Annotated in this window: 23 protein-coding genes and 2 riboswitches; of the genes, 20 read left to right on the top strand and 3 right to left on the bottom strand. The window is 61.5% G+C overall.

Features of this window, described 5'->3' with window-relative positions; translation table 11 throughout:
* Positions 1-8: 8 nt before the first annotated feature.
* From C4N23_RS07455 to C4N23_RS07405, 11 genes are all read left to right on the top strand, one after another.
* Complete coding sequence (locus tag C4N23_RS07455) at positions 9-305, top strand: YhbY family RNA-binding protein (RefSeq protein WP_055190576.1); 297 nt, start codon at positions 9-11, stop codon at positions 303-305.
* Positions 302-985 carry a nicotinate (nicotinamide) nucleotide adenylyltransferase gene (gene nadD, locus C4N23_RS07450; RefSeq protein ID WP_055190574.1) on the top strand — a complete coding sequence of 228 codons (684 nt, stop codon included), beginning with the start codon at positions 302-304 and terminating at the stop codon, positions 983-985. Before C4N23_RS07455 ends, nadD begins: the two co-directional genes overlap by 4 nt.
* On the top strand, positions 939-1,523 hold the full coding sequence (gene yqeK, locus C4N23_RS07445) for a bis(5'-nucleosyl)-tetraphosphatase (symmetrical) YqeK (protein ID WP_112145167.1): 585 nt from the start codon (positions 939-941) through the stop codon (positions 1,521-1,523). The genes nadD and yqeK overlap by 47 nt, the downstream gene beginning before the upstream one ends.
* 118 nt (positions 1,524-1,641) lie before the next feature.
* Positions 1,642-3,075 (top strand): LCP family protein, encoded by a 1,434-nt coding sequence (locus tag C4N23_RS07440; protein WP_112145165.1) that lies wholly within the window; start codon positions 1,642-1,644, stop codon positions 3,073-3,075.
* 25 nt (positions 3,076-3,100) lie between these two features.
* A complete protein-coding gene (rsfS, locus tag C4N23_RS07435; protein WP_055190568.1) occupies positions 3,101-3,481 on the top strand; it encodes a ribosome silencing factor in 381 nt (126 codons plus the stop codon).
* Positions 3,482-3,559: 78 nt separating this feature from the next.
* Positions 3,560-6,109: a leucine--tRNA ligase gene (gene leuS / locus C4N23_RS07430; protein ID WP_112145163.1), complete on the top strand. Its 2,550-nt coding sequence runs from the start codon at positions 3,560-3,562 to the stop codon at positions 6,107-6,109.
* A 192-nt stretch (positions 6,110-6,301) separates the two neighbouring features.
* On the top strand, positions 6,302-6,478 hold the full coding sequence (rpsU, locus tag C4N23_RS07425; RefSeq protein WP_005928271.1) for a 30S ribosomal protein S21: 177 nt from the start codon (positions 6,302-6,304) through the stop codon (positions 6,476-6,478).
* 286 nt (positions 6,479-6,764) lie between these two features.
* Positions 6,765-7,268 carry a YqeG family HAD IIIA-type phosphatase gene (locus C4N23_RS07420; protein WP_055190557.1) on the top strand — a complete coding sequence of 168 codons (504 nt, stop codon included), beginning with the start codon at positions 6,765-6,767 and terminating at the stop codon, positions 7,266-7,268.
* Complete coding sequence (locus C4N23_RS07415) at positions 7,265-8,137, top strand: TIM barrel protein (RefSeq protein ID WP_112145161.1); 873 nt, start codon at positions 7,265-7,267, stop codon at positions 8,135-8,137. The genes C4N23_RS07420 and C4N23_RS07415 overlap by 4 nt, the downstream gene beginning before the upstream one ends.
* Positions 8,138-8,264: 127 nt before the next feature.
* Complete coding sequence (gene efp, locus C4N23_RS07410; protein ID WP_005932902.1) at positions 8,265-8,822, top strand: elongation factor P; 558 nt, start codon at positions 8,265-8,267, stop codon at positions 8,820-8,822.
* Positions 8,823-8,927: 105 nt separating this feature from the next.
* On the top strand, positions 8,928-9,521 hold the full coding sequence (locus tag C4N23_RS07405; RefSeq protein ID WP_179858893.1) for a CD1247 N-terminal domain-containing protein: 594 nt from the start codon (positions 8,928-8,930) through the stop codon (positions 9,519-9,521).
* 64 nt (positions 9,522-9,585) lie between these two features.
* Here the strand turns inward: C4N23_RS07405 and C4N23_RS07400 are convergent, their stop codons facing one another.
* On the bottom strand, positions 9,586-9,873 hold the full coding sequence (locus C4N23_RS07400) for a hypothetical protein (protein WP_055190553.1): 288 nt from the start codon (positions 9,871-9,873) through the stop codon (positions 9,586-9,588).
* 151 nt (positions 9,874-10,024) lie between these two features.
* Positions 10,025-10,113: riboswitch (ZMP/ZTP riboswitch) on the top strand.
* Between the two features lie 50 nt (positions 10,114-10,163).
* Here C4N23_RS07400 and C4N23_RS07395 point away from each other — a divergent pair.
* Positions 10,164-11,825, top strand: a complete 1,662-nt coding sequence (locus C4N23_RS07395; protein ID WP_055190551.1) for a formate--tetrahydrofolate ligase — start codon at positions 10,164-10,166, stop codon at positions 11,823-11,825.
* 62 nt (positions 11,826-11,887) lie between these two features.
* On the opposite strand, the gene C4N23_RS07390 is transcribed toward C4N23_RS07395, so the two are convergent.
* Complete coding sequence (locus C4N23_RS07390) at positions 11,888-12,799, bottom strand: GDSL-type esterase/lipase family protein (RefSeq protein WP_097838538.1); 912 nt, start codon at positions 12,797-12,799, stop codon at positions 11,888-11,890.
* Positions 12,800-12,990: 191 nt separating this feature from the next.
* On the opposite strand from C4N23_RS07390, the gene C4N23_RS07385 reads away from it, so the two are divergent.
* The 8 genes from C4N23_RS07385 (at position 12,991) to C4N23_RS07350 (ending at position 22,528) form a co-directional block, all read left to right on the top strand.
* A complete protein-coding gene (locus C4N23_RS07385; RefSeq protein ID WP_112145159.1) occupies positions 12,991-14,142 on the top strand; it encodes a cysteine desulfurase family protein in 1,152 nt (383 codons plus the stop codon).
* 2 nt (positions 14,143-14,144) lie between these two features.
* Positions 14,145-15,344 carry a tRNA uracil 4-sulfurtransferase ThiI gene (gene thiI / locus C4N23_RS07380; protein WP_112145157.1) on the top strand — a complete coding sequence of 400 codons (1,200 nt, stop codon included), beginning with the start codon at positions 14,145-14,147 and terminating at the stop codon, positions 15,342-15,344.
* Between the two features lie 5 nt (positions 15,345-15,349).
* The gene (locus C4N23_RS07375) at positions 15,350-16,669 is read left to right on the top strand and encodes a competence/damage-inducible protein A (protein ID WP_112145155.1); all 1,320 of its coding nucleotides are present in this window, start codon (positions 15,350-15,352) and stop codon (positions 16,667-16,669) included.
* 19 nt (positions 16,670-16,688) lie between these two features.
* Entirely contained in the window at positions 16,689-17,591 is a 903-nt protein-coding gene (locus C4N23_RS07370; RefSeq protein WP_112145153.1) for a competence/damage-inducible protein A, read from the top strand.
* 186 nt (positions 17,592-17,777) lie between these two features.
* Positions 17,778-20,618 (top strand): preprotein translocase subunit SecA, encoded by a 2,841-nt coding sequence (secA, locus tag C4N23_RS07365; RefSeq protein ID WP_112145151.1) that lies wholly within the window; start codon positions 17,778-17,780, stop codon positions 20,616-20,618.
* A gap of 79 nt (positions 20,619-20,697) precedes the next feature.
* Positions 20,698-20,952: a type II toxin-antitoxin system HicA family toxin gene (locus tag C4N23_RS07360; RefSeq protein ID WP_055190530.1), complete on the top strand. Its 255-nt coding sequence runs from the start codon at positions 20,698-20,700 to the stop codon at positions 20,950-20,952.
* Positions 20,949-21,287, top strand: coding sequence for a type II toxin-antitoxin system HicB family antitoxin (locus tag C4N23_RS07355; protein ID WP_055190528.1), 339 nt, complete (start codon positions 20,949-20,951; stop codon positions 21,285-21,287). The genes C4N23_RS07360 and C4N23_RS07355 overlap by 4 nt, the downstream gene beginning before the upstream one ends.
* 26 nt (positions 21,288-21,313) lie before the next feature.
* Entirely contained in the window at positions 21,314-22,528 is a 1,215-nt protein-coding gene (locus C4N23_RS07350) for a M20 metallopeptidase family protein (RefSeq protein WP_112145262.1), read from the top strand.
* Positions 22,529-22,681: 153 nt separating this feature from the next.
* On the opposite strand, the gene C4N23_RS07345 is transcribed toward C4N23_RS07350, so the two are convergent.
* Entirely contained in the window at positions 22,682-23,209 is a 528-nt protein-coding gene (locus tag C4N23_RS07345; protein WP_055190526.1) for a QueT transporter family protein, read from the bottom strand.
* A 7-nt stretch (positions 23,210-23,216) separates the two neighbouring features.
* Positions 23,217-23,320: riboswitch (PreQ1-III riboswitch) on the bottom strand.
* Between the last annotated feature and the right edge of the window lie 119 nt (positions 23,321-23,439).

The raw sequence follows: 23,439 nt of genomic DNA, 5'->3' as shown, positions 1-23,439 counted from the left end.
AAACAACAATGCTGACGAGCAAACAGCGCGCGATCCTGCGCGGCAAGGCAAACACCATGGACCCCGTTTTTCAGGTGGGCAAGGGGGAGATCGACGAGACCATGATCCAAGGCGTGAAGGACTGCCTCGACGCCCGCGAACTCATCAAGGTCAAGGTGCTGGACAACAGCATGTACAACGCCCGCGAGGCCTCGGTGCTGCTGGCAGAGGCCACCGGTGCCGACTGCGTGCAGGTCATCGGCTCCAAGTTCGTGCTCTACCTCCAGAAGAAAAAGGACAGCGCCTACGCTGACCTGCTAAAGTGAGGATCCTTCTGTACGGCGGCAGCTTCGACCCGCCCCACAACGGCCACATGAACAATCTGCGGGCTGCTGCGGCGCGGGTGAAGCCGGACAAAGTCGTGGTCATGCCCGCCGGGGTCTCGCCCTTCAAGCGGGGCACCTGCGCTTCCGGTGCGCTCCGCATCGAGATGTGCCGCTGCTTTTCCGCGCTGGCGGAAGAACAGGCCGTCCCGGCGCTGGAAGTCAGCGGCTGGGAGGTGGAACAGGCCGAACGCGGCCAGCGGAACTACACCGTTCTCACGCTGGAAATGCTGGCGGCGGAGTATCCGGGCGCGGCGCTGTATCTGGCCATCGGCAGCGATATGCTGCTGACCTTTGACGGCTGGCACCGCTGGCAGGATATTTTGAAGCTGGCTCATCTGGTCGTCACGAGCCGGAACATCGGGGACGACCCGGTGCTGCACGAAAAGGCAAAGCGGCTGGACGCCGCCGGGGCGCGCATCCTGTTCGCGCCTGTGGAAGCGCTGCCCATGGCCAGCAGCGACCTTCGCGCCCGCCTTGCCGCCGGGGACCGATGCGAAAACGAACTCCCGCCCCTTGTCCGCCGTGTCATCCAGCGCGAGGGGCTGTACCGGGAAAACAAAGGAGACAACAACCATGAACCAGAAACAGGCAAAGGAGCTTGTGCGCAGCCGCTTGAGTGACAAGCGCTACGAGCACACCCTGAACGTGAGAAAAATGGCCGTCAAGCTGGCCAAGCGCCACGGCGCCGACGAGGACAGGGCCGCGCTGGCTGCCCTGCTGCACGACGCTGCAAAAGAGATCTCCAAGGACGAGATGCGGGCCATCATGAAGGCTCACCCGGAGTACGCCGAGGGCGGGGAAGAGCGCCCCACCCCGGTGTGGCACGGCATCTGCGCCGCCATCCTCGCCCGCACCGAGTGGGGGGTGGAGGATGAAGCCGTCCTCTCCGCCATCGCGTGCCACACGGCGGGCAAGCCGGGCATGAGCAAGCTGGACAAGATCCTCTATCTGGCCGATATGTCCAGCGCCGAGCGGGACTGGCCGGGCGTGAACAAGCTGCGCAAGCTGGAGCGGAAGGACCTCGACGCTGCCATGCTGATGGCCCTGAAGCAGACGAACGATTTCGTCCTCTCGCAGGACAAGCCGCTGGACCCCATGTCGAAGGCGGCCTACGACGACATTCAGGCGCAGGTGGAGGCCCGCGCCGCAAAGCCTTAAAATTCGTCCTGCCCGCCGGAAATGAAAACCGATTGCAGATTGTGGGGAAGGATGCTATACTAAAGGGTATCATGGATGTAAACCGACCCCGAATGAAAAAGCTGGAGGAAATCTAGGAATGAGTCAAGCTCCGCGCCGCATCAACACCCAACGCTCCCTGAACCGGCCTACCGAACAGCGGCCGACCGAGGCCCCGCTGAAGGGGCAGCCGGATTTCTTCCAAGAAGAACCGTCTGTGCCTCATGTGGAGCAGCGCACCCGCCCGGCGGCTCCGGCCGGCCACGGCGGGAACGGCGGCAATGGAACCCCGCCCCGCGGCGGTGCCCACGCGGCCCCCAGTGAGCCGCCCCGCCGCCGCAGCAAGGCCAAAAAGAAAAAGAAGACCCCCATGTGGCTCCCGCTGGCCGTGACACTGGCGGTGGTGGCCGTGATCTCAGGCGTGGTGATCTACGCGGCCAGCATGGTGAACAAGGTGGAGGAGAACATCAAACCGGAGGAAAATGCTGCCTCGCTGGTGGAAGAGATCCAGACCCTTGAGGAATACAAGGGCGATGTGGTGAACATCCTCGTCTGCGGCATCGACTACGAAGAGGGCCGCGCCTACTCCTCGGACGGCACCAACGATGGCATGACAGATATGATCCTCTACTGCCAGTTCGACATCAAGGGCGGCGCACTGCGGATGCTGCAGATCCCCCGAAACAGCCTTGTGGCCACCAAGGGCCGGAAGGTGAATCTCTCCAACGGCAAGACCTACGCGGTCTCGAACTACCAGATCAACTCGGTGGCCCTGTCCAACGGCGGCAACATCGCCGCACTGGCAGAGGTCATCTACGACCAGTACAAGCTGCCCATCGACTACTATGTGACCATCGACATGCAGGCGCTGGTGGAAATGGTGGATAACTTCGGCGGCATCGAGGTCTATATCCCCCACGACATGTCCTTTGCGGGCAGCGCGCTGAAGCAGGGCTACCGCAACTTGAACGGCTCTGCGGCGGAGTTCTTCGTCCGCTGCCGCCACGGCGAGGGCTATTCCAACTCCGACATCGACCGCCTGAACATGCAGCGCTACTTCTACGCGGGCCTGTTCAAGCGGGTGCGCAGCATGGGCATTACCGATGTGCTGAGCCAGTTGGATCTGGTCTTCAGCAACTATATCCACACCGACATGGACCTGACCACCATCGCCAAGATGCTGGTCTCCTTCACCCGCATCGACAGCGCCAACATCATGCTGGCGCAGACGCCGGTGTTCATGGGCGTGCCCAATGTCGGCAAGACCGACAGCTTTGACGGCTACTCCTGCGTGGTGCCGGACGCCGGTTCCATCGCAGAGCTGCTCAACACGTATTTCCGCAATTATACCGGCCCCGTCAGCGCCGAGGAACTGAACCTTGTGACGAACGATTGGCCCCACGGCACGGCATCCACCAGCGCCAACGTCCAGTTCGTCGGCCAGCTCGATAAGGAGTCGGACGACGCCATCCTCAGCGGCGACACCGACGTTGCAGGGGCCACCACCACCGACGGACAGGCCGCCGGCCAGTAACCCAACAAAGATAGGAGAATTTCAGATGGAGAACAACATCGACAGCAAGGCCCTTGCCATTGAGATCGCGAAGATCCTTGATAAGAAAAAAGCACAGGACGTCCGGGTGCTCAAGGTCGAGAGCCTGACCGTCCTGACCGATTACTTCGTCATCGCGTCCGGCACCTCCACCACGCAGGTGGGTTCGCTGGCCGACGAGGTGGAGTTCGAGCTTTCCCAGAAGGGCATCGAGCCTTTGAGCACCGAGGGCTTCGACTCGAAGAACTGGGTCCTGCTGGACTACTCGAACGTCATCGTGCATGTGTTCGTGCCCAACACCCGCACCTACTACGATCTGGAGCACCTGTGGGCCGACGGCGAGCCCATCGACATCTCGGAGTATCTGACGCCGGATAATAGTCTGTAAGGTTAGAGGTGCTGTGCGTCCGCCCTTGCGGGGGCGGCGCGCGGCGTTTGACATAAGAAAAGTCTGGAGCTGAAAACAATGAAGTATGATTACAAGGCCGTTGAGGCCAAGTGGCAGAAGGTGTGGGAGGACGAGAAAACCTTCCATGCCGAGATCGACCACAAAAAGCCCAAGTTCTATGCCCTCGTGGAGTTCCCGTATCCTTCGGGCGCGGGTCTGCACGTGGGCCACCCCCGCAGCTATACCGCGCTGGACGTGGTGAGCCGCAAGCGCCGTCAGAACGGCTACAACGTGCTCTACCCGATGGGCTGGGATGCCTTCGGCCTGCCCACCGAGAACTTCGCCATGAAGAACCACATCCACCCGGCCATCGTCACCAAGAAGAACGTGGATCACTTCCGCGAGCAGCTCAAGGCTCTGGGCTTCTCCTTCGACTGGGACCGCGAGATCAACACCACCGACCCCGAATACTACAAGTGGACCCAGTGGATCTTCCTGCAGCTGTACAAGCACGGTCTGGCCTACAAGAAGGAAATGAACGTCAACTGGTGCACCGGCTGCAAGTGCGTGCTGGCCAACGAGGAAGTCGTCAACGGCGTGTGCGAGCGCTGCGGCAGCGAGGTCGTCCACCGCGTGAAGAGCCAGTGGATGCTGAAGATCACCGCCTACGCTGACAAGCTCATCGACGGCTTGGACGGTCTGGATTACATCGAGCGCGTCGCCACCCAGCAGAAGAACTGGATCGGCCGCAGCCACGGTGCGGAAGTCAACTTCGGCACCACCGCCGGTGACACCCTGACTGTGTACACCACCCGCTGCGATACCCTGTTCGGCGCTACCTACATGGTCGTCTCCCCGGAGCACGCCATGGTCAAGGAGTGGCTGGAAAAGGGCATCATCAAGAATGCGGATGCCGTTAAGGCCTATCAGGCTGAGGCTGCCCGCAAGAGCGACTTCGAGCGCAGCGAGCTGAACAAGGAAAAGACCGGCGTCAAGCTGGAAGGCGTCATGGGCATCAACCCGGTCAACGACAAGGAGATCCCCATCTTCATCTCCGACTACGTTCTGGCGACCTACGGCACCGGCGCCATCATGGCCGTGCCCGCCCACGACACCCGCGACTGGGAGTTCGCCAAGAAGTTTGATCTGCCCATTATCGAGGTCGTCAAGGGCACTACGCCTTCGAACCTCGACGAGGCTGCCTTCACCGACGTTGTCACCGGCACGCTGGTCAACTCCGGCTTCCTCAACGGCCTGTCCGTCACCGACGCCAAGAAAAAGATGATCGAGTGGCTGGAAGGCAACGGCAAGGGCAAGGATAAGGTCAACTACAAGCTGCGCGACTGGGTGTTCAGCCGCCAGCGCTACTGGGGCGAGCCCATCCCCATGGTCAAGTGCGAGAAGTGCGGCTGGCAGCCCCTGCCGGAGAGCAGTCTGCCCCTGACCCTGCCCGACATCACCGACTTTGAGCCGGGCCCCGACGGCGAGTCTCCGCTGGCCCGCCACAAGGACTGGGTCAAGACCACCTGCCCCTGCTGCGGCGGCCCCGCTACCCGCGAGACCGACACCATGCCCCAGTGGGCCGGTTCCTCTTGGTACTTCCTGCGCTATATGGACCCCCACTGCAAGGACGCCATCGCTTCCAAGGAGGCGCTGGAATACTGGTCTCCGGTGGATTGGTACAACGGCGGCATGGAGCACACCACTCTGCACCTGCTGTACAGCCGGTTCTGGCACAAGTTCCTGTACGACATCGGCGTGGTCCCTTCTCCGGAACCCTACCAGAAGCGCACTGCCCATGGCATGATCCTCGGCCTGAACCCCCACAGCTTCGTCAACCTGCCCGCAGAGGAGCAGGACAAGCTGCTGAAGGAGTACGGCAGCCAGAAGGCCGCCGAAAAGGCTCTGGAAGAAAAGTACGGTGAGATGGCCCGCCACCCCATCGTCAAGATGTCCAAGTCTCTGGGCAATGTCATCAACCCGGACGAGGTGGTGGACCAGTACGGTGCCGACACCATGCGTCTGTACGAGATGTTCATGGGCGACTTTGAACAGGCCGCTCCGTGGCAGACTTCCGCCATTGCGGGCTGCAACCGCTTCCTTGACCGTGTGTGGACCCTGAGCGACAAGCTGGTGGACGGCGAAGGCTACCGCCCGCAGGTGGAGACGCTGATGCACCAGACCATCAAGAAGGTCGGCGCAGACATCGAGGGTCTGAAGATGAACACTGCCATCGCGCAGCTGATGACGCTGGTCAACACCCTGTACGACAACGGCGGCGCTACGAAGGCCGAGTACGAGACCGTCATCCAGCTGCTGAACCCGTTTGCTCCCCACATGACCGAGGAGCTGTGGGAGAAGCTGGGCCACAGCCACGACGAGCAGCTGGCCTATTATCCTTGGCCCCAGTACGAGGAAGCCAAGTGCGTCGAGGCCACCGTCGAGATCGCAGTGCAGGTCAACGGCAAGGTGAAGGCACGCCTGAAGGTCGCTGCCGACATCACCAGCGAGGATGCCATTGCCGCCGCCAAGGCTGAGCCCGCTGTGGCCGAAGTGCTGGCCGGCAAGACCATCGTGAAAGAGATCTACGTCAAGGGCCGTCTGGTAAACCTCGCGGCCAAGGGTTAATTACTTTTTCCATCAAATCCCCCACCGGGGGATTTGATGGATGGAATCGATCCGTAACAAAGAGCGAGAGAATTCTTTCGAAAAAACTTTCAAAAAAAGGTTGACGAACGCATGAAAATGCGCTATACTGTCTACTGTTAGTTACCATGTAACAACGAAATTCCTGCCTCACGGTCCAAGGGAGGGAATAAGATGTCGGAAATTCGTGTTAAAGAGGGCGAGTCGCTGGAAAGCGCACTGCGTCGCTTCAAGCGGAGCACTGCTCGCAGCGGTGTGCTCGCAGAGGTCCGTAAGCGCGAGGCTTACGAGAAGCCGTCTGTTAAGCGCAAGAAGAAGTCCGAAGCAGCCCGCAAGCGTAAGTTCAAGTAATTAACTGCTTGAAATCGCTGGTTGTTTAGATTTCAAACGTGTTGCTAACGCTGATGTAGGAGAGCCTGAGAGTTTCAGGCTCTCCTATTTTCATTTTGAGATTTCCTTCGTACAACCTCTCCGTCAATGCTTCGCATTGCCACCTCCCCTAGTAGGGGAGGCCTTGGCAGTCCTCGCAAAGTTTCCGGTTTCGCCAGAGGCTCCCCTACTAGGGGAGCTGTCGAGCCGTAGGCGAGACTGAGAGGTTGTATGAAGGAGCCGTTCATCTGGAAACGAGGAAACATCTATGCTGATTACCCCTGAATACGTCTTCCAAGACGTCACCCACATCACGCCGGAGTGGCTGGCGGCAAAGGGCATCCGGGCGCTGGTGCTGGACATCGACAACACTCTGACGGCAGACCGCAGTCAGGAGCTGCCGGAGGAGGTGGCACAGTGGCTGGCTGAGATGCGAAACGCGGGCATCGGGCTGACCATCGTTTCCAACGGTGCCGAGAAGCGGGTGCGCCCCTTCGCCGAAAAGCTGGGGCTGGCGTACCTCTACCGCTCGGCGAAGCCGCTGCCCTTTGCGCTGATGGTGGCCCGCCGCCGGATGGGAGTCCGCCGCCGGGAGATGGCCATGGTGGGCGACCAGCTCTACGCCGACCGGATGGCCGCGGCGCTCTACGGCATCCCCGGCCTGATGGTCATCCCGCGGGGGCCGGATCTCGGCGCACAGGTCATCCTGAAGCGCAAGTGGGAAAAGCGCCACTGGCAGGAATATTACGACCGGGGAGGAAAGACCCTGTGAGTGAGTGGAAGATCCGATTCGGCACGGCGGGCACCAGCGACAGTTTCGCTGCGCAGGGCGGCAAAACCAGCCTTGACATCCCGGAGTACACGGCCAAGATGGGGCTGAACGCCTTCGAGTACCAGTGCGGCCACGGCGTCCGGCTGGGGCTGGACAAGGCGGCCAAGATGGCGGCACTGGCCGCCCCGAAGGACATCTTGTTCAGCGTCCATGCCCCCTATTATATTTCCATGTCCAGCCTCGAAGAGGACAAGCGGCTGAACAGTGTGAATTACCTGCTGCAAAGCGCTGCCGTCTGCCGGGCGCTGGGCGGGCAGCGGGTGATCTTCCACTCCGGGAGCTGCGGCAAGCAGAGCCGAGAAGCCGCCCTCGAAAAGGCACTGGATACCCTCCGCCGGGCCCAGACCGCGCTGGACGAGGCGGGCTTTTCGGACATCACCCTCTGCCCTGAGACCATGGGCAAGATCGGCCAATTGGGCACGCTGGACGAGGTGCTGGAGCTCTGCAAGGTGGATGAACGCATCACGCCCTGCATCGATTTCGGCCACCTGAACGCCCGCACGCTGGGCGGCATCGCATCCAAGGCCGACTATGCCGCCATCCTTCACAAGGTCGAAGCTGCCCTCGGCGGTGCACGGGCCAAGCGGTTCCACGTCCACTTTTCCCGCATCGAGTATTCGGCGGGCGGCGAAAAACGCCATTGGACCTTCGCCGAGACCCAGTTCGGCCCGGAACCCCAGCCCCTGATGGAGCTGCTGGCCGAACGGGACTTGGAGCCTGTCATCATCTGCGAGAGCGCCGGGACACAGGCGGAGGATGCCTGTACGATGCAACGGCTCTATGGGGAGGCGGCATCGCGCAAGCGATGACGGAGAGGTTTTTTCGTCTTTATAAACTTTTTTTACTCAAACCCCTTGCCAAATCATGTGGGATTGAGTAAAATAAATAGAGATATGCGTTAAGCATCAATGAGATTTTACTAATGGAGGAATTCCTATGATTTCTGCAGGCGAGTTTCGCAACGGCGTGACCTTTGAGCAGGACGGCCAAGTTCTTCAGGTCGTTGAGTTCCAGCACGTCAAGCCCGGCAAGGGCGCTGCCTTTGTCCGTACCAAGACCAAGAACGTCATCACCGGCTCTGTGGTTGAGACCAGCTACAACCCGACCGCAAAGTTCCCTCAGGCTTTCATCGAGCGTAAGGACGTCACCTACAGCTACGAGGATGGCGATCTGTATCACTTCATGGACAACGAGACCTACGATGATATCCCGGTCAACGCTTCCGATGTCCCCGATAACTTCAAGTTCTGCAAGGAGAACGAGCCGTGCAAGCTGCTGAGCTACAAGGGCAAGGTCTTCAGCGTTGAGATCCCCAACTTCATCGAGCTGGAAGTCACCCAGACCGAGCCGGGCGTCAAGGGCAACACTGCTACCAACACCCTGAAGCCTGCTACCGTCGAGACCGGTGCTGAGATCCGCGTCCCCCTGTTCATCAACGAGGGCGACCACATCCGCATCGATACCCGCACCGGCGAGTATATGGAGCGCGTCTAATTTTACCGACAAAACCGGGCAGCGGGCAACCGTGTGCCCGGTTTTTTGCTAACGGAAAACGGCGCAAGCCGTGGACCGGAGGAGTAATTGAAGGAGGTCATTCTTATGAGAGAAAAGGCTGCATACCTGAAGGGCTTGGTGGAGGGCCTCGGCATTGACGAGACCACCAAGGAAGGCAAAGTCATCAAGGCCATGAGCGAGCTGCTGTGCGAAATGGCACAGGCCATCGACGGCATTGACGAGGACGTGACCCAAGCTTACGACCAGATCAACGACCTGAGCGAGGAGCTGGAAGACCTCGAGGCCGATCTCTACGAGGACGACGAAGAGGCTGACGAAGACGAGGCCGATGACGCAGAGGAAGAAGAGGACGAGGACGACAACGCCGATGTTGCCAGCGAGCCTTACTATGAGGTCGCCTGCCCGGCCTGCGGCGAGACCGTCTACGTCAGCGAGGACGATCTGGATGCGGGGGAGGCCATCTGCCCCAGCTGCAAGGTCGCATTTGAAGTGGCGCTGGCCGACGATGAGGAAGCCGAAGATGAGGAAGCCGAAGAGGACGACGGCCCCGTGCAGTACGAGGTGACCTGCCCCGCCTGTGGCGCAACGGCCGTGTTCGAGGAAGGCGACCTGCTGGACGGTGAGCCCACCTGCCCCAACTGCGGCAAACCCCTCGATTTTGAAGTGACCGAGGAGTAATCGCGCATACAAAAAGACCCTGTCTCCCGTGGGAGGCAGGGCCTTTTTTCGTCACCGCGTAAGATCAGCGGTTCTCGTTTGCTTTCTGGAGCCAGATGCTGCCGATATCCAGTGCGTTGTACAGGCCGTTCTTGGTGGTCTGGCGGAACACGCGGGCTTCGGGGGCAAGGCTGTCGTTGGTGGAGAACACCTGCAGGTGGACCTTATCGGCCACCTCGACCCCGCCTACGGACTTGGTGCTCAGAATCTGCATACGCAGCACATAAGGGTCGGTCATACGGCCGTAATACAGCTCGTTGTCCTTGCGGACGAGGGGCTTGCCTTTATAAGTCAGTTTGGGTGTAAATGGCATCGTGAAAGCCTCCCTATCGTTTAGATTCACTTTAGTATATCACACATCCGGGGGTGGTGCAAGCCAAAGGGGGCGCTTTCGAGTGGACTTTTTTGGCGCGGGAGATTTTTCCTTGACAAACGGTGTTGGGTTGTGTTATCATTCGCTCATAAGAGGTTTTTGCCGCTGACGGAACGTTGTGGAGCACCACAGTGCGGCAAAAAGCTGGTTTTGTCAATGCCGACCGTCTGGGCAGCCTTGCGCAACTGCTGCGCAAAGCTGCCTTTTTTGTTTGAAGGAGGTTGTTTCCCATGAAGTCTGATATCGAGATCGCACAGGAAGCGAAAATGAAGCCCATTGCCGAGATCGCCGCATCCCTCGGCATTGCCGACGAGGACGTGATCCCCTATGGCCGCTACAAGGCCAAGATCAACCACCGCCTGATCCACAAGGCGTCCAAGCAGGGCAAGATGATCCTTGTGACGGCTATCAGCCCCACCCCGGCGGGCGAGGGCAAGACCACCACCAGCGTGGGTCTGGCCGACGCCATGAATGCTCTGGGCAAAAAGACCATGCTCTGCCTCCGCGAACCCTCCCTCGGCCCCGTATTCGGCGTCAAGGGCGGCGCAGCCGGCGGCGGCTACGCGCAGGTGGTGCCCATGGAAGACATCAACCTCCACTTCACCGGCGACCTCCACGCCATCGGCGCGGCCAACAACCTGCTGGCAGCTATGATCGACAACAGCATCCAGCAGGGCAACCCCCTGAATATCGACCCCCGCCGCATCACGTGGAAGCGCTGCATGGACATGAACGACCGCCAGCTCCGCTTCATCGTGGACGGCCTCGGCGGCAAGGTCAACGGCACCCCCCGCGAGGACGGCTTTGACATCACCGTTGCCAGCGAGGTCATGGCCATCTTCTGCCTCGCCACCAGCATCTCCGATTTGAAAGAGCGGCTGGCGAAGATCGTCTGTGCCTACACCTACGACGGCAAGCCCGTCACGGCGGGCGAGATCGGTGCCGCCGGTGCGATGACCGCCCTGCTGAAGGACGCCCTCGACCCGAACCTTGTACAGACGCTGGAGAACAACCCCGCCATCATCCACGGCGGCCCCTTCGCCAACATCGCCCACGGCTGCAACAGCGTCATGGCCACCAAGCTCAGCCTCTCGCTGGCCGATTACGTCATCACCGAGGCGGGCTTCGGTGCCGACCTCGGCGCGGAAAAATTCCTCGACATCAAGTGCCGCTATGCGGGCATCGCGCCCAGCGCCTGTGTGCTGGTTGCCACCGTCCGCGCCCTCAAGAGCCACGGCGGCGTGGCCAAGGCCGACCTGAACCAGCCCAACCTCGAAGCCGTCAAGGCCGGTGCGGCCAACCTCGTCCGCCACATCGACAACCTGAAAAACGGCTTTGGTCTGCCGGTGGTGGTGGCCATCAACGCCTTCCCCACCGACACCCCCGAAGAACAGGCCTACGTCGAGCAGGTCTGCGCCGAGCAGGGTGTGCCCTGCGTGCTGAGCGAAGTCTTCGCCAAGGGCGGCGAGGGCGGCAAGGCACTGGCTGAAAAGGTGCTGGAGATCATGGAAGACCGCCCCATCCAGTACACTTACCCGCTGGACATGCCCCTGAAGGACAAGGTCAAGGCCATTGCCAAGAAGATCTACCGCGCCGACGATGTGAACTTCAGCGCCGCCGCCAGCAAGACGCTGGCCGAGCTGACCGAGCTGGGCTATGGCGACCTGCCCGTCTGCATCGCCAAGACCCAGTACAGCTTCAGCGATAATGCAAAGCTGCTGGCCGCGCCCACCGGCTTCACCATGGAGGTGCGCGAGGTCCGCCTCGCCGCCGGTGCCGGTTTCATCGTGGTCATCTGCGGCAATATCATGACCATGCCCGGTCTGCCCAAAAAGCCCGCCGCCGTCAACATCGACGTCGATGCCGATGGCAAGATCACCGGCCTGTTCTGAGCGTTTCCGGTAACAAAAAATCCTCCCGATCAGACGACCGGGAGGATTTTTTTGCTGTAAGTTTACGCCGCCGCGGCGGTGGTCGTGGTGACGGTATGGGTGCGGAGGTAATCGACCCAGACGGTGTAGCCTTCGGGCTTGACGTGGTAGCCGTCCTTCTGGGCGTACTCGGCTTTCAGGTCGCCGTTTTCGTCGGCGAGGACTTCCCACAGATTGAGGAAGGCGCAGTTCTTTTCCAGCGCGATGGCGGCCAGCTCGTTGTTGATCTCGCACAGCCGCTCCTTGTACAGGCCGGGGTGGGTGGCGCGGACGTCGGGCCGGACGGGCGTGATGGACTGAACGTAGATCTGGGTGTTGGGCAGCGTCTGGGTGACCATATCCAGCATGAGGCGGTAATAGGTGAGGAAGTTGGAATAATCGTCGTCCCGGTTGAGGACGTTGGTACCCAGCAGGATGTAGAGCACCTTCGGCTGCTGGGCGGCCAGCGCCTCCATGGGCACCTCCTTGGTGCCGTCCCGGCGGGTGCAGGTGGTGCTGTTGACCACGGCGCTGGGGCCGATGCCCTTATAGGCGCAGTAGGAGGCCTCCGGCAGGCCGGTGCTGTACATCTCCATGCCCTGCGTCAGGCTGTCGCCAAGGAAACAGGCTTGGGAAAAATAGCTGCGGTCCACGGCGGGGCTCTCGTCCAGCGCGGCGAGGCGGAAATCCATGGCGGTCGTGCCGTTTTCTGTGGTCTGGACGCTCAGCCGCCGGGCGGGCGTGTAGCTGATGGTGTTCCACTCGCTGCCCTGCAATTCCTGCTGGAAGATGGTCGGCCCCTGCACCACGGCGGGGGACTGCTCCCGGTGGAGCCGCTTCCACAGCACCCCCACGGCGCTGAGCAGCACCAGCAGGAACAACAGCCCTGCCACGGCAAACATCCTGCGCCAACGCTTGCGGAGAATGCGGCGGCGGTATTCCTGATAATCGGCCATAAGACACCCTGCTTTCTGGAACGTTTTTCTTCATTATACAGCAGGACACGCCCCGGTGCAAGCGGCGGCGCAAACACTTTGCGTTATGGGGCTGTTTGTGCTATACTTATTCTGGTTTACTATGAAAAAACGTCGGATGCGGGTAAAAAGCCGCCTTCGGCTGGAACGGAAAAAGGCAGGAATCAAATTTTATGCTGCAAAATTCGGAATTGCATTATCTGGACAACGCCGCCACCACCATGGTGGCCCCGGAGGTGGCGGATGCCATCTACAAGGCCATGCAGGAACACTGGGCGAACCCGTCCTCCCTCTACGCCCCCGGTGCCCGCAGCGAAGAGGCGCTGAACGCGGCCCGCGCCGTGGTGGCCCGGAGCCTCGGCTGCAAGTCGCGGGAACTGTACTTCACCTCCTGCGGCAGCGAGGGCAACAACATGGCCCTGCTGGGCGCGGCCCTGACCCGGAAGTTCGGCAGGGGCATCGTGGTGTCCGGTTTCGAACACCCCAGCGTCCAGAAGCCGCTGGAGCGGTTGGCGGCCATGGGATATGACGTCACGGTGGTGGCCCCGAACCCGGACGGCACGCTGGACATCAACAAAATGCTGGATGCCGTGGACAAGAACACCATCCTCGTGGCGTGCATGATGGTCAACAACGAGATCGGCACCCGGAACGACGTGGAGCGGCTGGCCGCCGAGGTGAAACGCAAAAACAACCGCACCATCGTCCATGTGGACGCGGTACAGGCGTGGATGCGGGTGCCCATCAAGTTGGCGAACATCGACACGCTGGCGGTCAGCGGCCACAAGATCCATGCGCCCAAGGGTGTGGGCGCTCTCTATCTGAGCGACAGTCTGGCACAGGCGTTCCAGCCGCCCTACCTCGGCGGCGAACAGGAGCGCGAGAAGCGCCCCGGCACCGAGAATCTGCCCTATGCGGTGGGTCTGGCAGCGGCGGTGAGCCGCCTTTCCAAGAACATGAAGAGCCGGGATGCCGCCGTCCGCGCCCTGAACGCCCGGCTGCGGGAGGGGCTGAACGCTTTCCCCGATGTGGTCATCAACAGCCCGGACAGCGCGGTGCCGGAGGTGCTGAACTTCAGCGAAAACTGCATCAAGAGCGAAACGATGCTGGCCTATCTGGCCGAGCAGCAGATCTATGTTTCCTCGGCCAGCGCCTGTGGGCGGGGCCAGCCCAGCCACACCCTTGCGGCCATGGGCCGGGACCCGCTGGCCATTGACACGGCCATCCGGGTGTCGTTCTGCGCCGACAACACCCCCGAAGACGTGGATGCGTTCCTCAACCGCTTTGAGGACGGCATGAAGAATTTACAGAAGATCAGGAGATAACTATGCGTGAAATTATTATGGGCTATCAGGGCGAGATGTCGCTCAAGGGCCTCAACCGCAACCAGTTCGAGTCGGCGATGATGAAGATCCTGCGCTACCGGCTCAAGACCGTGGGCAAGTTCAAGGTCTACTGCACCCAGTCCACCTTTTACATGGAGCCGGAGGAAGAGGACATCGACATGGACCTTGCCTTTGACCGGGTGCGCACCGTCTTTGGTCTGGCTGCGCTGAGCCGTGCCGTGGTCTGCGAAAAGGACTTCGACACCATCTGCCAGACGGCGGAAGATTACCTCGGCGACAGCCTCCACGGCATCAAGACCTTCAAGGTGGAGGCCCGCCGCTCCGACAAGACCTACCCCATGACCAGCCCCGAACTGATGCGGGAGCTGGGTGCCTACCTGCTGGGCAAGCACAACTACCTGAAAGTCGATGTGCGCAACCCCCAGTTCAAGGTCATCGTGGAGATCCGCGATTACGGCGCGTATATTCACGGCCCGAAAATACCCGGCGAGGGCGGTCTGCCGGTAGGCACCTCCGGCCGTGCGCTGAACATGCTCTCCGGCGGCATCGACAGCCCGGTGGCCGCCTACCGGATGGCCAAGCGCGGTCTGGCGCTGGATCACATCCATTTTGCCTCCCCTCCGTATACTTCGGAACGCGCAAAACTGAAAGTTAAGGCTTTGGCCCAGAAGATCACCCCCTACACCGGCAGCACGAACCTCTTTGTGGTGCCCTACACCAAGCCGCAGGAGTACATCCGGGACAACGCCCCCGATGTGCTGTTCACGGTGCTGATGCGCCGCAGCATGATGCGCATTGCCAACCTCATCGCCCAAAAGCAGGGCAGCGAGGCCCTCATCACCGGCGAGAGTCTGGCACAGGTGGCCAGCCAGACCGTGAAGGCCATCCAGTGCACCGATGCGGCGCAGGATCTGCCCATCCTCCGCCCGCTCATCGGCATGGACAAGACCGAGATCATCGAGACGTCCCGCCACATCGGCACCTTTGAGACGAGCATCCTGCCCTACGAGGACTGCTGCACCATCTTCACCCCGCCGCACCCGAAGATCCGCCCGGAGCTGGACGAGATCCTCGAAGCCGAGGCGGCCATGCCCGGTCTGACCGAGCTGGAAGCCAAGGCCGCCGAGGAGACCGAGCGCATCCGCATCCGGATCACCGACGAGATCGAGTTTGAGGGGTGAAGAACATGACGGCGGAGATCATCAGTGTGGGCACCGAGCTGCTGCTCGGCAACATCCTGAACACCAACGCCCAGTACCTGAGCCGGGAGCTGGCGGCGCTGGGCATCACGGTCCAGCGGGAGAGCACCATCGGCGACAACCACGGCCGCTTGGCGGAGTTCGTCAACGAGGCGAAGGCGCGGTGTGACCTGCTGGTGTTTACCGGCGGCTTGGGCCCCACGGCGGACGACCTGACCAAAGAGACGGTGGCCGCATGCTTCGGCGATACGCTGGAGCTGGACGAAGCCGAGTGGGCGGGCATTCAGGAATACTTTGCCCGCTCCGGCCGGGAGACTACCCCCAACAACCGCAAACAGGCCATGGTGCCGGTGCACGGGAAAAAGATCGTCAACCACCACGGCACCGCCCCCGGCGCGTGGTTCGAGCAGGATGGCCGCTGCGCCGTCCTGATGCCGGGCGTCCCCTCCGAGATGAAGGCCATGTGGACCGAGAGCATCCGGCCCATGCTGCTGGAACGCCAGAACTGCACCCTGCACTCCATCACCCTGCGGGTGCTGGGGGGCGAAAGCAACTTGGAATACAAGGTGCGGGATCTTTTGGAGAATGCGAACCCTACCGCCGCCATCTACTGCAAGACCGGCGAGTGCGAGATCCGCATCACGGCCCGTGCCGCCACCGACGAGGACGGCGAAAAAATGTGCCGCGCATATGCCAAAAAGTTCTACGATCTGCTGGGCGATGCGGTGTATGATGAGGATGTAGCCGGGCTGGAAGAAACGCTGGTGCGCACCCTGAAGGAAAAGGGTCTCACCATCGCCACGGCGGAGAGCTGCACCGGCGGCCTGATCGCAGAGCGCATCACGTCGGTGTCCGGCTCCAGCGAGGTGTTCGGCTATGGCTTTGTGACCTATTGGGAACAGGCGAAGGCGAAGCTGGTGGGCGTGGAGCCGGAGGTCATCGCGCGGTACAACGTGGTGTCGGCCCCGGTGGCGGCGCAGATGGCGCTGGGGGCCGCAGAGGCCGCCGGAGCGGATATCGCCGTCAGCGTGACCGGCTTGGCCGGGCCTACCGGCGGCGACGAGCTCCGCCCGGTGGGCACCGTCTACGTCGGTGCTGCGCGGGGCGGGACGGCCTACGTCAAAAAGCTGTTCGTCTCCCGCCCGGACCGTGCGTGGGTCCGCGGACGCGCCGCACAGACCGCACTGGAACTGGCGCTGCGTCTGGCGCAGGGAAAGCTCCCTGACGGCACAAAGCCCCTTGCCGCTGCCCGGCAGCACGACGCGGCCGCGCTGGATGCGCTGGACAAGGCATTTTTGAACAAATAAAACGCAGGGGTGAACGAAATTGAACGAAGCAAAGGCCGGATGTGTGCTGCGGCTGTTCGGTGCGCCGGACGCCGCCGTGGGGGCTGCCGTGGGGCAGTTCCCGCCCCAGTGGAATGCTGCCGCCCAGTGGAAGAGCCGGGGGGCCGAAACGCTGGTGGCCCTCTCGGCGCAGAGCGCGGCGGGGCTGAAAAAAGCCGTGGGCGCACTGCGGGAAACCTTCTCCGCCGACCTGTACGGGGCGGGGGAGACCACGCTGGCCGAAGCCGTCGTCGCGGCGCTGGAAGGCCACGACCGGCTGCTCATCTGCTCGGATGCGGCGGCGGGGACGCTGCTGGAAGCCCGGCTGGAAACGGTCCCCGGTGCGGAAAAGGTCTTTGACTTCGGGGCGCTGAGCTACGCCCACCCCAAGGCCGGGGCCCAGATCGAAAAGCGGGCCCGTGCCCGCCTTCCGAAAGGCACCACGGACCCCGTCCGCCTTGCGCTGATGCGGGCACAGGCAGCCCGGCGGGTAGTGGGGGCCGACCTTGCGGCGGGCTGTGCCGAGCGGGAGCAGGACTGCGTGCTCATCCTCAGCAGCAAAAAAGGCTGCTGGCTGCGGACGGTGCAGCGGACGGACAAGCCCGCCCTCTGGCTGCTGGATATGATCCGCCGCGCCGCGTGCGGGCTGCCCCAAGCGGAGGGCACGGGCTTTCTGCCCGCCCGGAAAGCCGAAAAAACGGCCCAGCCCGAAGCTGCCCCTGCCCCAAAAAAGCCCCGCCGCGCCCGGCGGGTGCTGGTTGTTTTGCTGGTGCTGGCCGCTCTGGCGGCGCTGGCAGCAGCCGGGGCGTGGGTGTACACAGGCGGCAATTTCTACGCCCTGCCCCAGCGGCTGCATTCGCTCTGGGCGGACGGCGTGCCGCACGCGGGCGCGAGTTTCTTGTAACGGAAAGGCACCTTTGCTGCGGCAAAGGTGCCTTTTGTACAGGATTTTACAGAAAGTTCATCGGAAAACAGCGTAAAATCTGCCCAACGGGTTTGACGGGTTTTGTGCTTTGGTGTATCATATAACTGTATGATTACTCTATCGGGCGGGATGCCGCCCAGATTTCCAAATAGATGAGGTGTAAGAATGTCCTTTGCTGAAAAAATCTTCGGCACCTTTTCGGACCGCGAGCTGAAAAAGATCAACCCGCTCACCAAAAAGGTGCTGGCACTGGAACCCCAATATCAGGCAATGTCCGACGCCGACTTACAGGCCCAGACTCCGGCGCTGAAAGAGCGGCTGGCCAAGGGTGAGACGCTGGACGATATCCTGCCCGATGCGTTCGCCGTCTGCCGTGAGGCCGCTTGGCGTGTGCTGGGCATGAAGCACTTCCCGGTGCAGATCACCGGCGGCATCGCGCTGCACCGCGGCGACATCGCCGAGATGCAGACCGGTGAAGGCAAAACGCTGGTGGCGACCCTGCCCGCCTACCTGAACGCCCTGACCGGCGAAGGCGTCCACATCGTCACCGTCAACGATTATCTGGCCAAGCGCGACAGCGAGTGGATGGGCAAACTCTACCGCTGGCTGGGCCTGAGTGTCGGCCTGATCGTGCAGGGCATCGACGGCGACAGCCGCCGCCGCGCCTACAACGCCGACATCACCTACGGCACCAACAACGAGTTCGGCTTCGACTACCTGCGCGACAACATGGTGACCTACAAGGACAACATGGTGCAGCGCGGCCATGTCTACGCCATCGTCGATGAGGTGGACTCCATCCTGATCGATGAGGCCCGCACCCCGCTGATCATCTCCGGCCGCGGCGAGGATTCCTCCAGCCTGTACACGCAGGTGGACCGCTTCGTCCGCACCCTGCGCAAGAGCGTGGTGGTGGAGCTGGAAGACAAGGTGGAGACCGACGAGCAGACCGACGGCGATTACGTCGTGGACGAAAAGCACAAGAGCTGCACCCTGACGGCGAAGGGCATCAAGAAGGCGGAGGAATATTTCAAGATCGAGAACCTTGCCGCCGCCGAGAATATGACGCTGGCCCACCACATCGATCAGGCCATCAAGGCTTATGGCGTCATGAAGAAGGACATCGACTATGTGGTGAAGAACGGCGAAGTCATCATCGTGGATGAGTTTACGGGCCGTCTGATGATCGGCCGCCGCTACAACGAGGGTCTGCATCAGGCCATCGAGGCGAAGGAAGGCGTGAAGATCGCTGCCGAGAGCAAGACGCTGGCCACCATCACCTTCCAGAACTACTTCCGCATGTACAAGAAGCTGGCCGGTATGACCGGTACGGCCAAGACCGAGGCCACCGAGTTCACCGAAATTTACGGCCTGAACATCGTCACCGTGCCCACCAACCGCCCGAACATCCGCAAGGATTACCCGGATGCTGTCTACAAGACCGTGAACGGCAAGTACAAAGCCGTCATCGAGCAGGTGATGGAGTGCCACAAGAACGGCCAGCCGGTGCTGGTGGGTACCGTCAGCGTCGAAAAGAGCGAGACGCTGGCCAAGATGCTCCAGCGCTACACCCGCGACTTCAACGTGCTGAACGCGAAGAACCACGAGCGCGAGGCCGAGATCGTGGCACAGGCCGGCAAGAAGGGCGCCATCACCATCGCCACCAACATGGCGGGCCGTGGTACCGATATCATGCTGGGCGGCAACGCCGAGTTCATGGCCAAGGCCCAGATGCGGAAAGAGCACTTCTGCGAGAACCTGCTGGACCCCGAAAAGCCCGAAGACGCCGACCCGAATGCGGTGGAACTGCTGCTGACCGAGGCCAACGGCCACGGCGACACCACGGACGAGAACATCCTTGCGGCCCGCAAGCGGTTCGATGAGCTGTACGCCCAGTACAAGCCCGCCATCGAGGCCGAGGCCGACGAGGTGCGCAAGGCGGGCGGCCTGTTCATCATCGGCACCGAGCGGCACGAGAGCCGCCGCATCGACAACCAGCTGCGCGGCCGTGCGGGCCGTCAGGGCGACCCCGGTGCCTCCCGCTTCTACCTGAGCCTCGAAGACGACCTGATGCGCCTGTTCGGCGGCGACCGCGTTTCCAGCCTGATGGACACCCTCAAGCTGGACGAGGACACCCCCATCGAGAACCGGATGATCACCAGCACCCTTGAAAGCGCCCAGAAGAAGCTGGAAGGCCGCAACTTCGAGATCCGCAAGAACGTGCTGAAGTACGACGATGTTATGAACCAGCAGCGCGAGATCATCTACGGCCAGCGCCGCAAGGTGCTGGACGGCGAGGACATCAGCAACGAGATGCACAACATGCTGCGGGAGAACATCGACTCCAGCTGCAAGCAGTTCCTCGCGGGCGATGTCAAGGACGAGTGGGACTTCGGTGCCCTCCGCCGCCATTATCAGGGCTGGCTGACCACCGAGGAGGACTTCCGCTATACCGTCGCCGATTACGACAGCATCTCGGTGCAGAGCATCGCCGACCTGCTGTATGACCGCGGCATGGACATCCTGAACGACAAGGAGCAGCGCTACGGTGCCCCGCTCATGCGTGAGCTGGAGCGCATCTGTCTGCTCAAGTGCGTGGACCGGCAGTGGATGGACCACATCGACAACATGGACCAGCTGCGGCAGGGCATCGCGCTGCGGGGCTACGGCCAGAAGGACCCCGTTGTGGAGTACCGCATCGAGGGCTTCGACATGTTCGACCAGATGGTCGATTCCATCCGGGAATCCAGCATCAAGATGCTGCTGACCATCGAGGTGCGCGGCGCGGGCGCTGCCCCCAAGCGGGAGCAGGTGGCCAAACCCACCGGCGAGGGCTTTGTGCCCGGCAATGGTGCGCCCGGCGCCAAGGGTGCCCCCAAGGGCCAGCCCGTCCGCGTCATCAAGATCGGCCGCAACGACCCCTGCCCCTGCGGCAGCGGCCTCAAATGGAAAAAGTGCACCTGCGCCCAGTACCACCCCGATGGGGCCAACGGCGGGGAGCAGTAAACGCTTGAACAGAAAAGATTGCAACTAATTTTAGTTGCAATCTTTTCCAATCGTGGTATACTATGGTTAGGAGGAACCGATGGGGCAGAAGGAAAAGCTGATCGAGCGTCTGCGGGCGAAGCCAAAGACCTTTACGTTTGACGACGCAGAAAGCCTTTTGCGGTATTTCGAATATGAACGCTCCAACAAAGGCCGCACCAGCGGCTCGCGCATCATGTTCGTATCAGAAAAGCACCCGCCGATCATGATGCACAAGCCTCACCCCAGAAAAGAGCTGCTGGAATATCAGGTGAAGCAGCTGATCCAAATTTTGGAGCAGGAGGGACTTCTATGAATAACACGATGGAATACAAAGGCTATGTGGGCAGCGTAGAGTTCTCGGAAGAAGACGGCTTGTTTTACGGCAAGGTGATGGGAATCCGGGCGCTGATCTCCTACGAGGGCGCGACGGCGGCAGAGCTGGTCAGCGATTTCCACGGGGCGGTAGAGGATTACTTGGCTCTGTGCGCAGAAACGCATCAGGAACCGGAGCGGGCTTACAAGGGCAGCTTCAATGTCCGCATTTCGCCAGAACTGCATAAGCAGGCAGTCGTTTTTGCGGCGGCACACAATATGAGCTTGAACAGCTTTGTGGAGCGGTCCATTCAACAGGCTGTTCATGCCAGATAAAGAAAAAAGGGAGCTGATTTGGAATGATGACCTCGAAGGATTGGATGGCAGAGGCAAAGGTGCTGGAGCCTCAGCTGCAGCAGTGGCGGCGGACGCTGCACCGGCACCCGGAGGTGGGCTTCGACCTGCCCAAGACCCGCGCGCTGGTGAAACAGGCGCTGACCGAGATGGGCTATACTCCGCAGGACTGCGGCAAGGCCGGTATCATCGCGCTGGCGGGCGGCAAGCGCCCCGGCAAGACCATCCTGCTGCGGGGCGATATGGACGCCCTGCCCATTCAGGAGGAGTCCGGTGTGGACTTCGCTTCCGAGGTGCCCGGCAAGATGCACGGCTGCGGCCACGATATGCACACGGCCATGATGCTGGGCGCGGCCAAGCTCCTCAAGGAGCATGAGGACGAGCTGGAAGGCACCGTCAAGCTGGAATTCCAGCCCGCGGAGGAGATCTTCCAAGGCTCGCCGGATATGCTGGCCAACGGCCTGTTGAAAAACCCGAAGGTCGATGCGGCGGTCATGTTCCATGTGATCGCGGGGATGCCCCTGCCCTCCGGCATGGTGCTGGTGCCCCACGGCGGCATCACCATGGCCAGCTGCGAGCAGTATCACATCGTTGTCCACGGCAAGGGCGGCCACGGCTCTATGCCGGAAGCGTGCATCGACCCCATCACGGCGGCGGCACACATCCACATCGCTCTGCAGGAGATCAACAGCCGCGAGATGGACCCCCACAGCTTCGGAGTCTTTACCACCGGGCGGTTTCAGGCCGGTGCGGCGTCCAACGTCATCCCCGATACGGCGGAGATGTGGGGCACCATCCGCACCATCGACCCTGAAAACAAGGTGGGTGAGCTGATCCACAAGCGGATGGCCGAGATCGCGCAGGGCGTGGCGGCAGCCTACCGCTGCACCGCCGAGGTCAGCTTCAGCGACTTCTGCCCCTGCATGGTGGTGGACGACGCCCTCGCCGAGAACGCCATGACCTATATGACCGAGTTGATGGGCCAAGGTGTGCTGGACATGAGCAAGCTCACCGGCGGCAAACCCGGCGGCGGCAGCGAGGACTTCGCCTTCGTCAGCCACGAGGTGCCTACCGTCAGCATGTTTATTGCGGCGGGCAACGCCAAGGAGGGTTACACCTACGGCCAGCACCACCCCAAGGTCAAGTTTGACGACAGCATCCTCTTCGCGGGCAGCGCGGCGTACAGCTATTTTGCCCTGCGGTGGCTGGAAGAGCACAAGTAACCGATAAAACAAAAGAAGCTCTGACCGATCCGGATGGGACTGGTCAGAGCTTTTTGCTGTCTTTGGGAAAAGGCCGAGCAACAACAGAGGCCTTTGAACAATACATTGCGGGGCGGCTGCTCGATCAGGCGCTCCGGTGAAACCTAGAGTGGATCAGGCAGCCACAAAGACTTTGCGCAGGGAGGCGTTGGACTCGATGATCTTGACCAGCAGCACACCCAGAACCGTGCAGCTGATGAGCTCGCCGATGCCGACGGAGATGCCGTTGGTGATGCAGGCCAGCCACAGCGGCGCGGAGGAAGACGGATCGGGGAAGAGGACGGCGATCTCAATGCCGATGATGACGGCGTTGAAGAGGACCGGCGGCAGGGAAGCGGCCAGTGCCAGCCCCTTGAAGCGGACATTCCGCAGCTTGTAGGTGACCACACAGGCCAGCAGGGTGGCCAGCGTGCCGAAGATGACATCCACGATGGTGGAACCCAAGAGGTTGGCAAGGAAGCAGCCCAGCACGACGCCGGCGATGTACTCCGGGCCGAAGATGGGCAGCAAGCAGAGCGCCTCGGCTACGCGCACCTGAACGGCACCGTAGGAGAAGGGCTGCAGCGCCATGCACAGCACCACATAGATGGCTGCGACGACTGCGCAGCGGGCCAGTTTGCGGACGGAAAGGTTCTGATTCATGATAATACTCCAGCGGTTTGATTTTGACCGCACAGGAACCGCCAGCTCCTGTGGGTTTAGCCCGGCGCGGTTTCGAGTCCGCACGGGGGAGCCTAAAATCCTAAGTTGCTCTTTAGGGTCGCTGCGCCGTTGCACAGCAAAAGGGAGTATAGCATAAATTTGGACGGATTGCAACGGAAAATGCAAAAATGCCCGCTGTGACCGGGAAGATCGCAGCGGGCATTCCAAAA

The organism is Faecalibacterium hattorii (genome assembly GCF_003287455.1).
GTDB classification, from domain to species: Bacteria; Bacillota; Clostridia; order Oscillospirales; family Ruminococcaceae; genus Faecalibacterium; species Faecalibacterium hattorii.
This window is presented reverse-complemented; position numbering and strand designations above follow the sequence as displayed.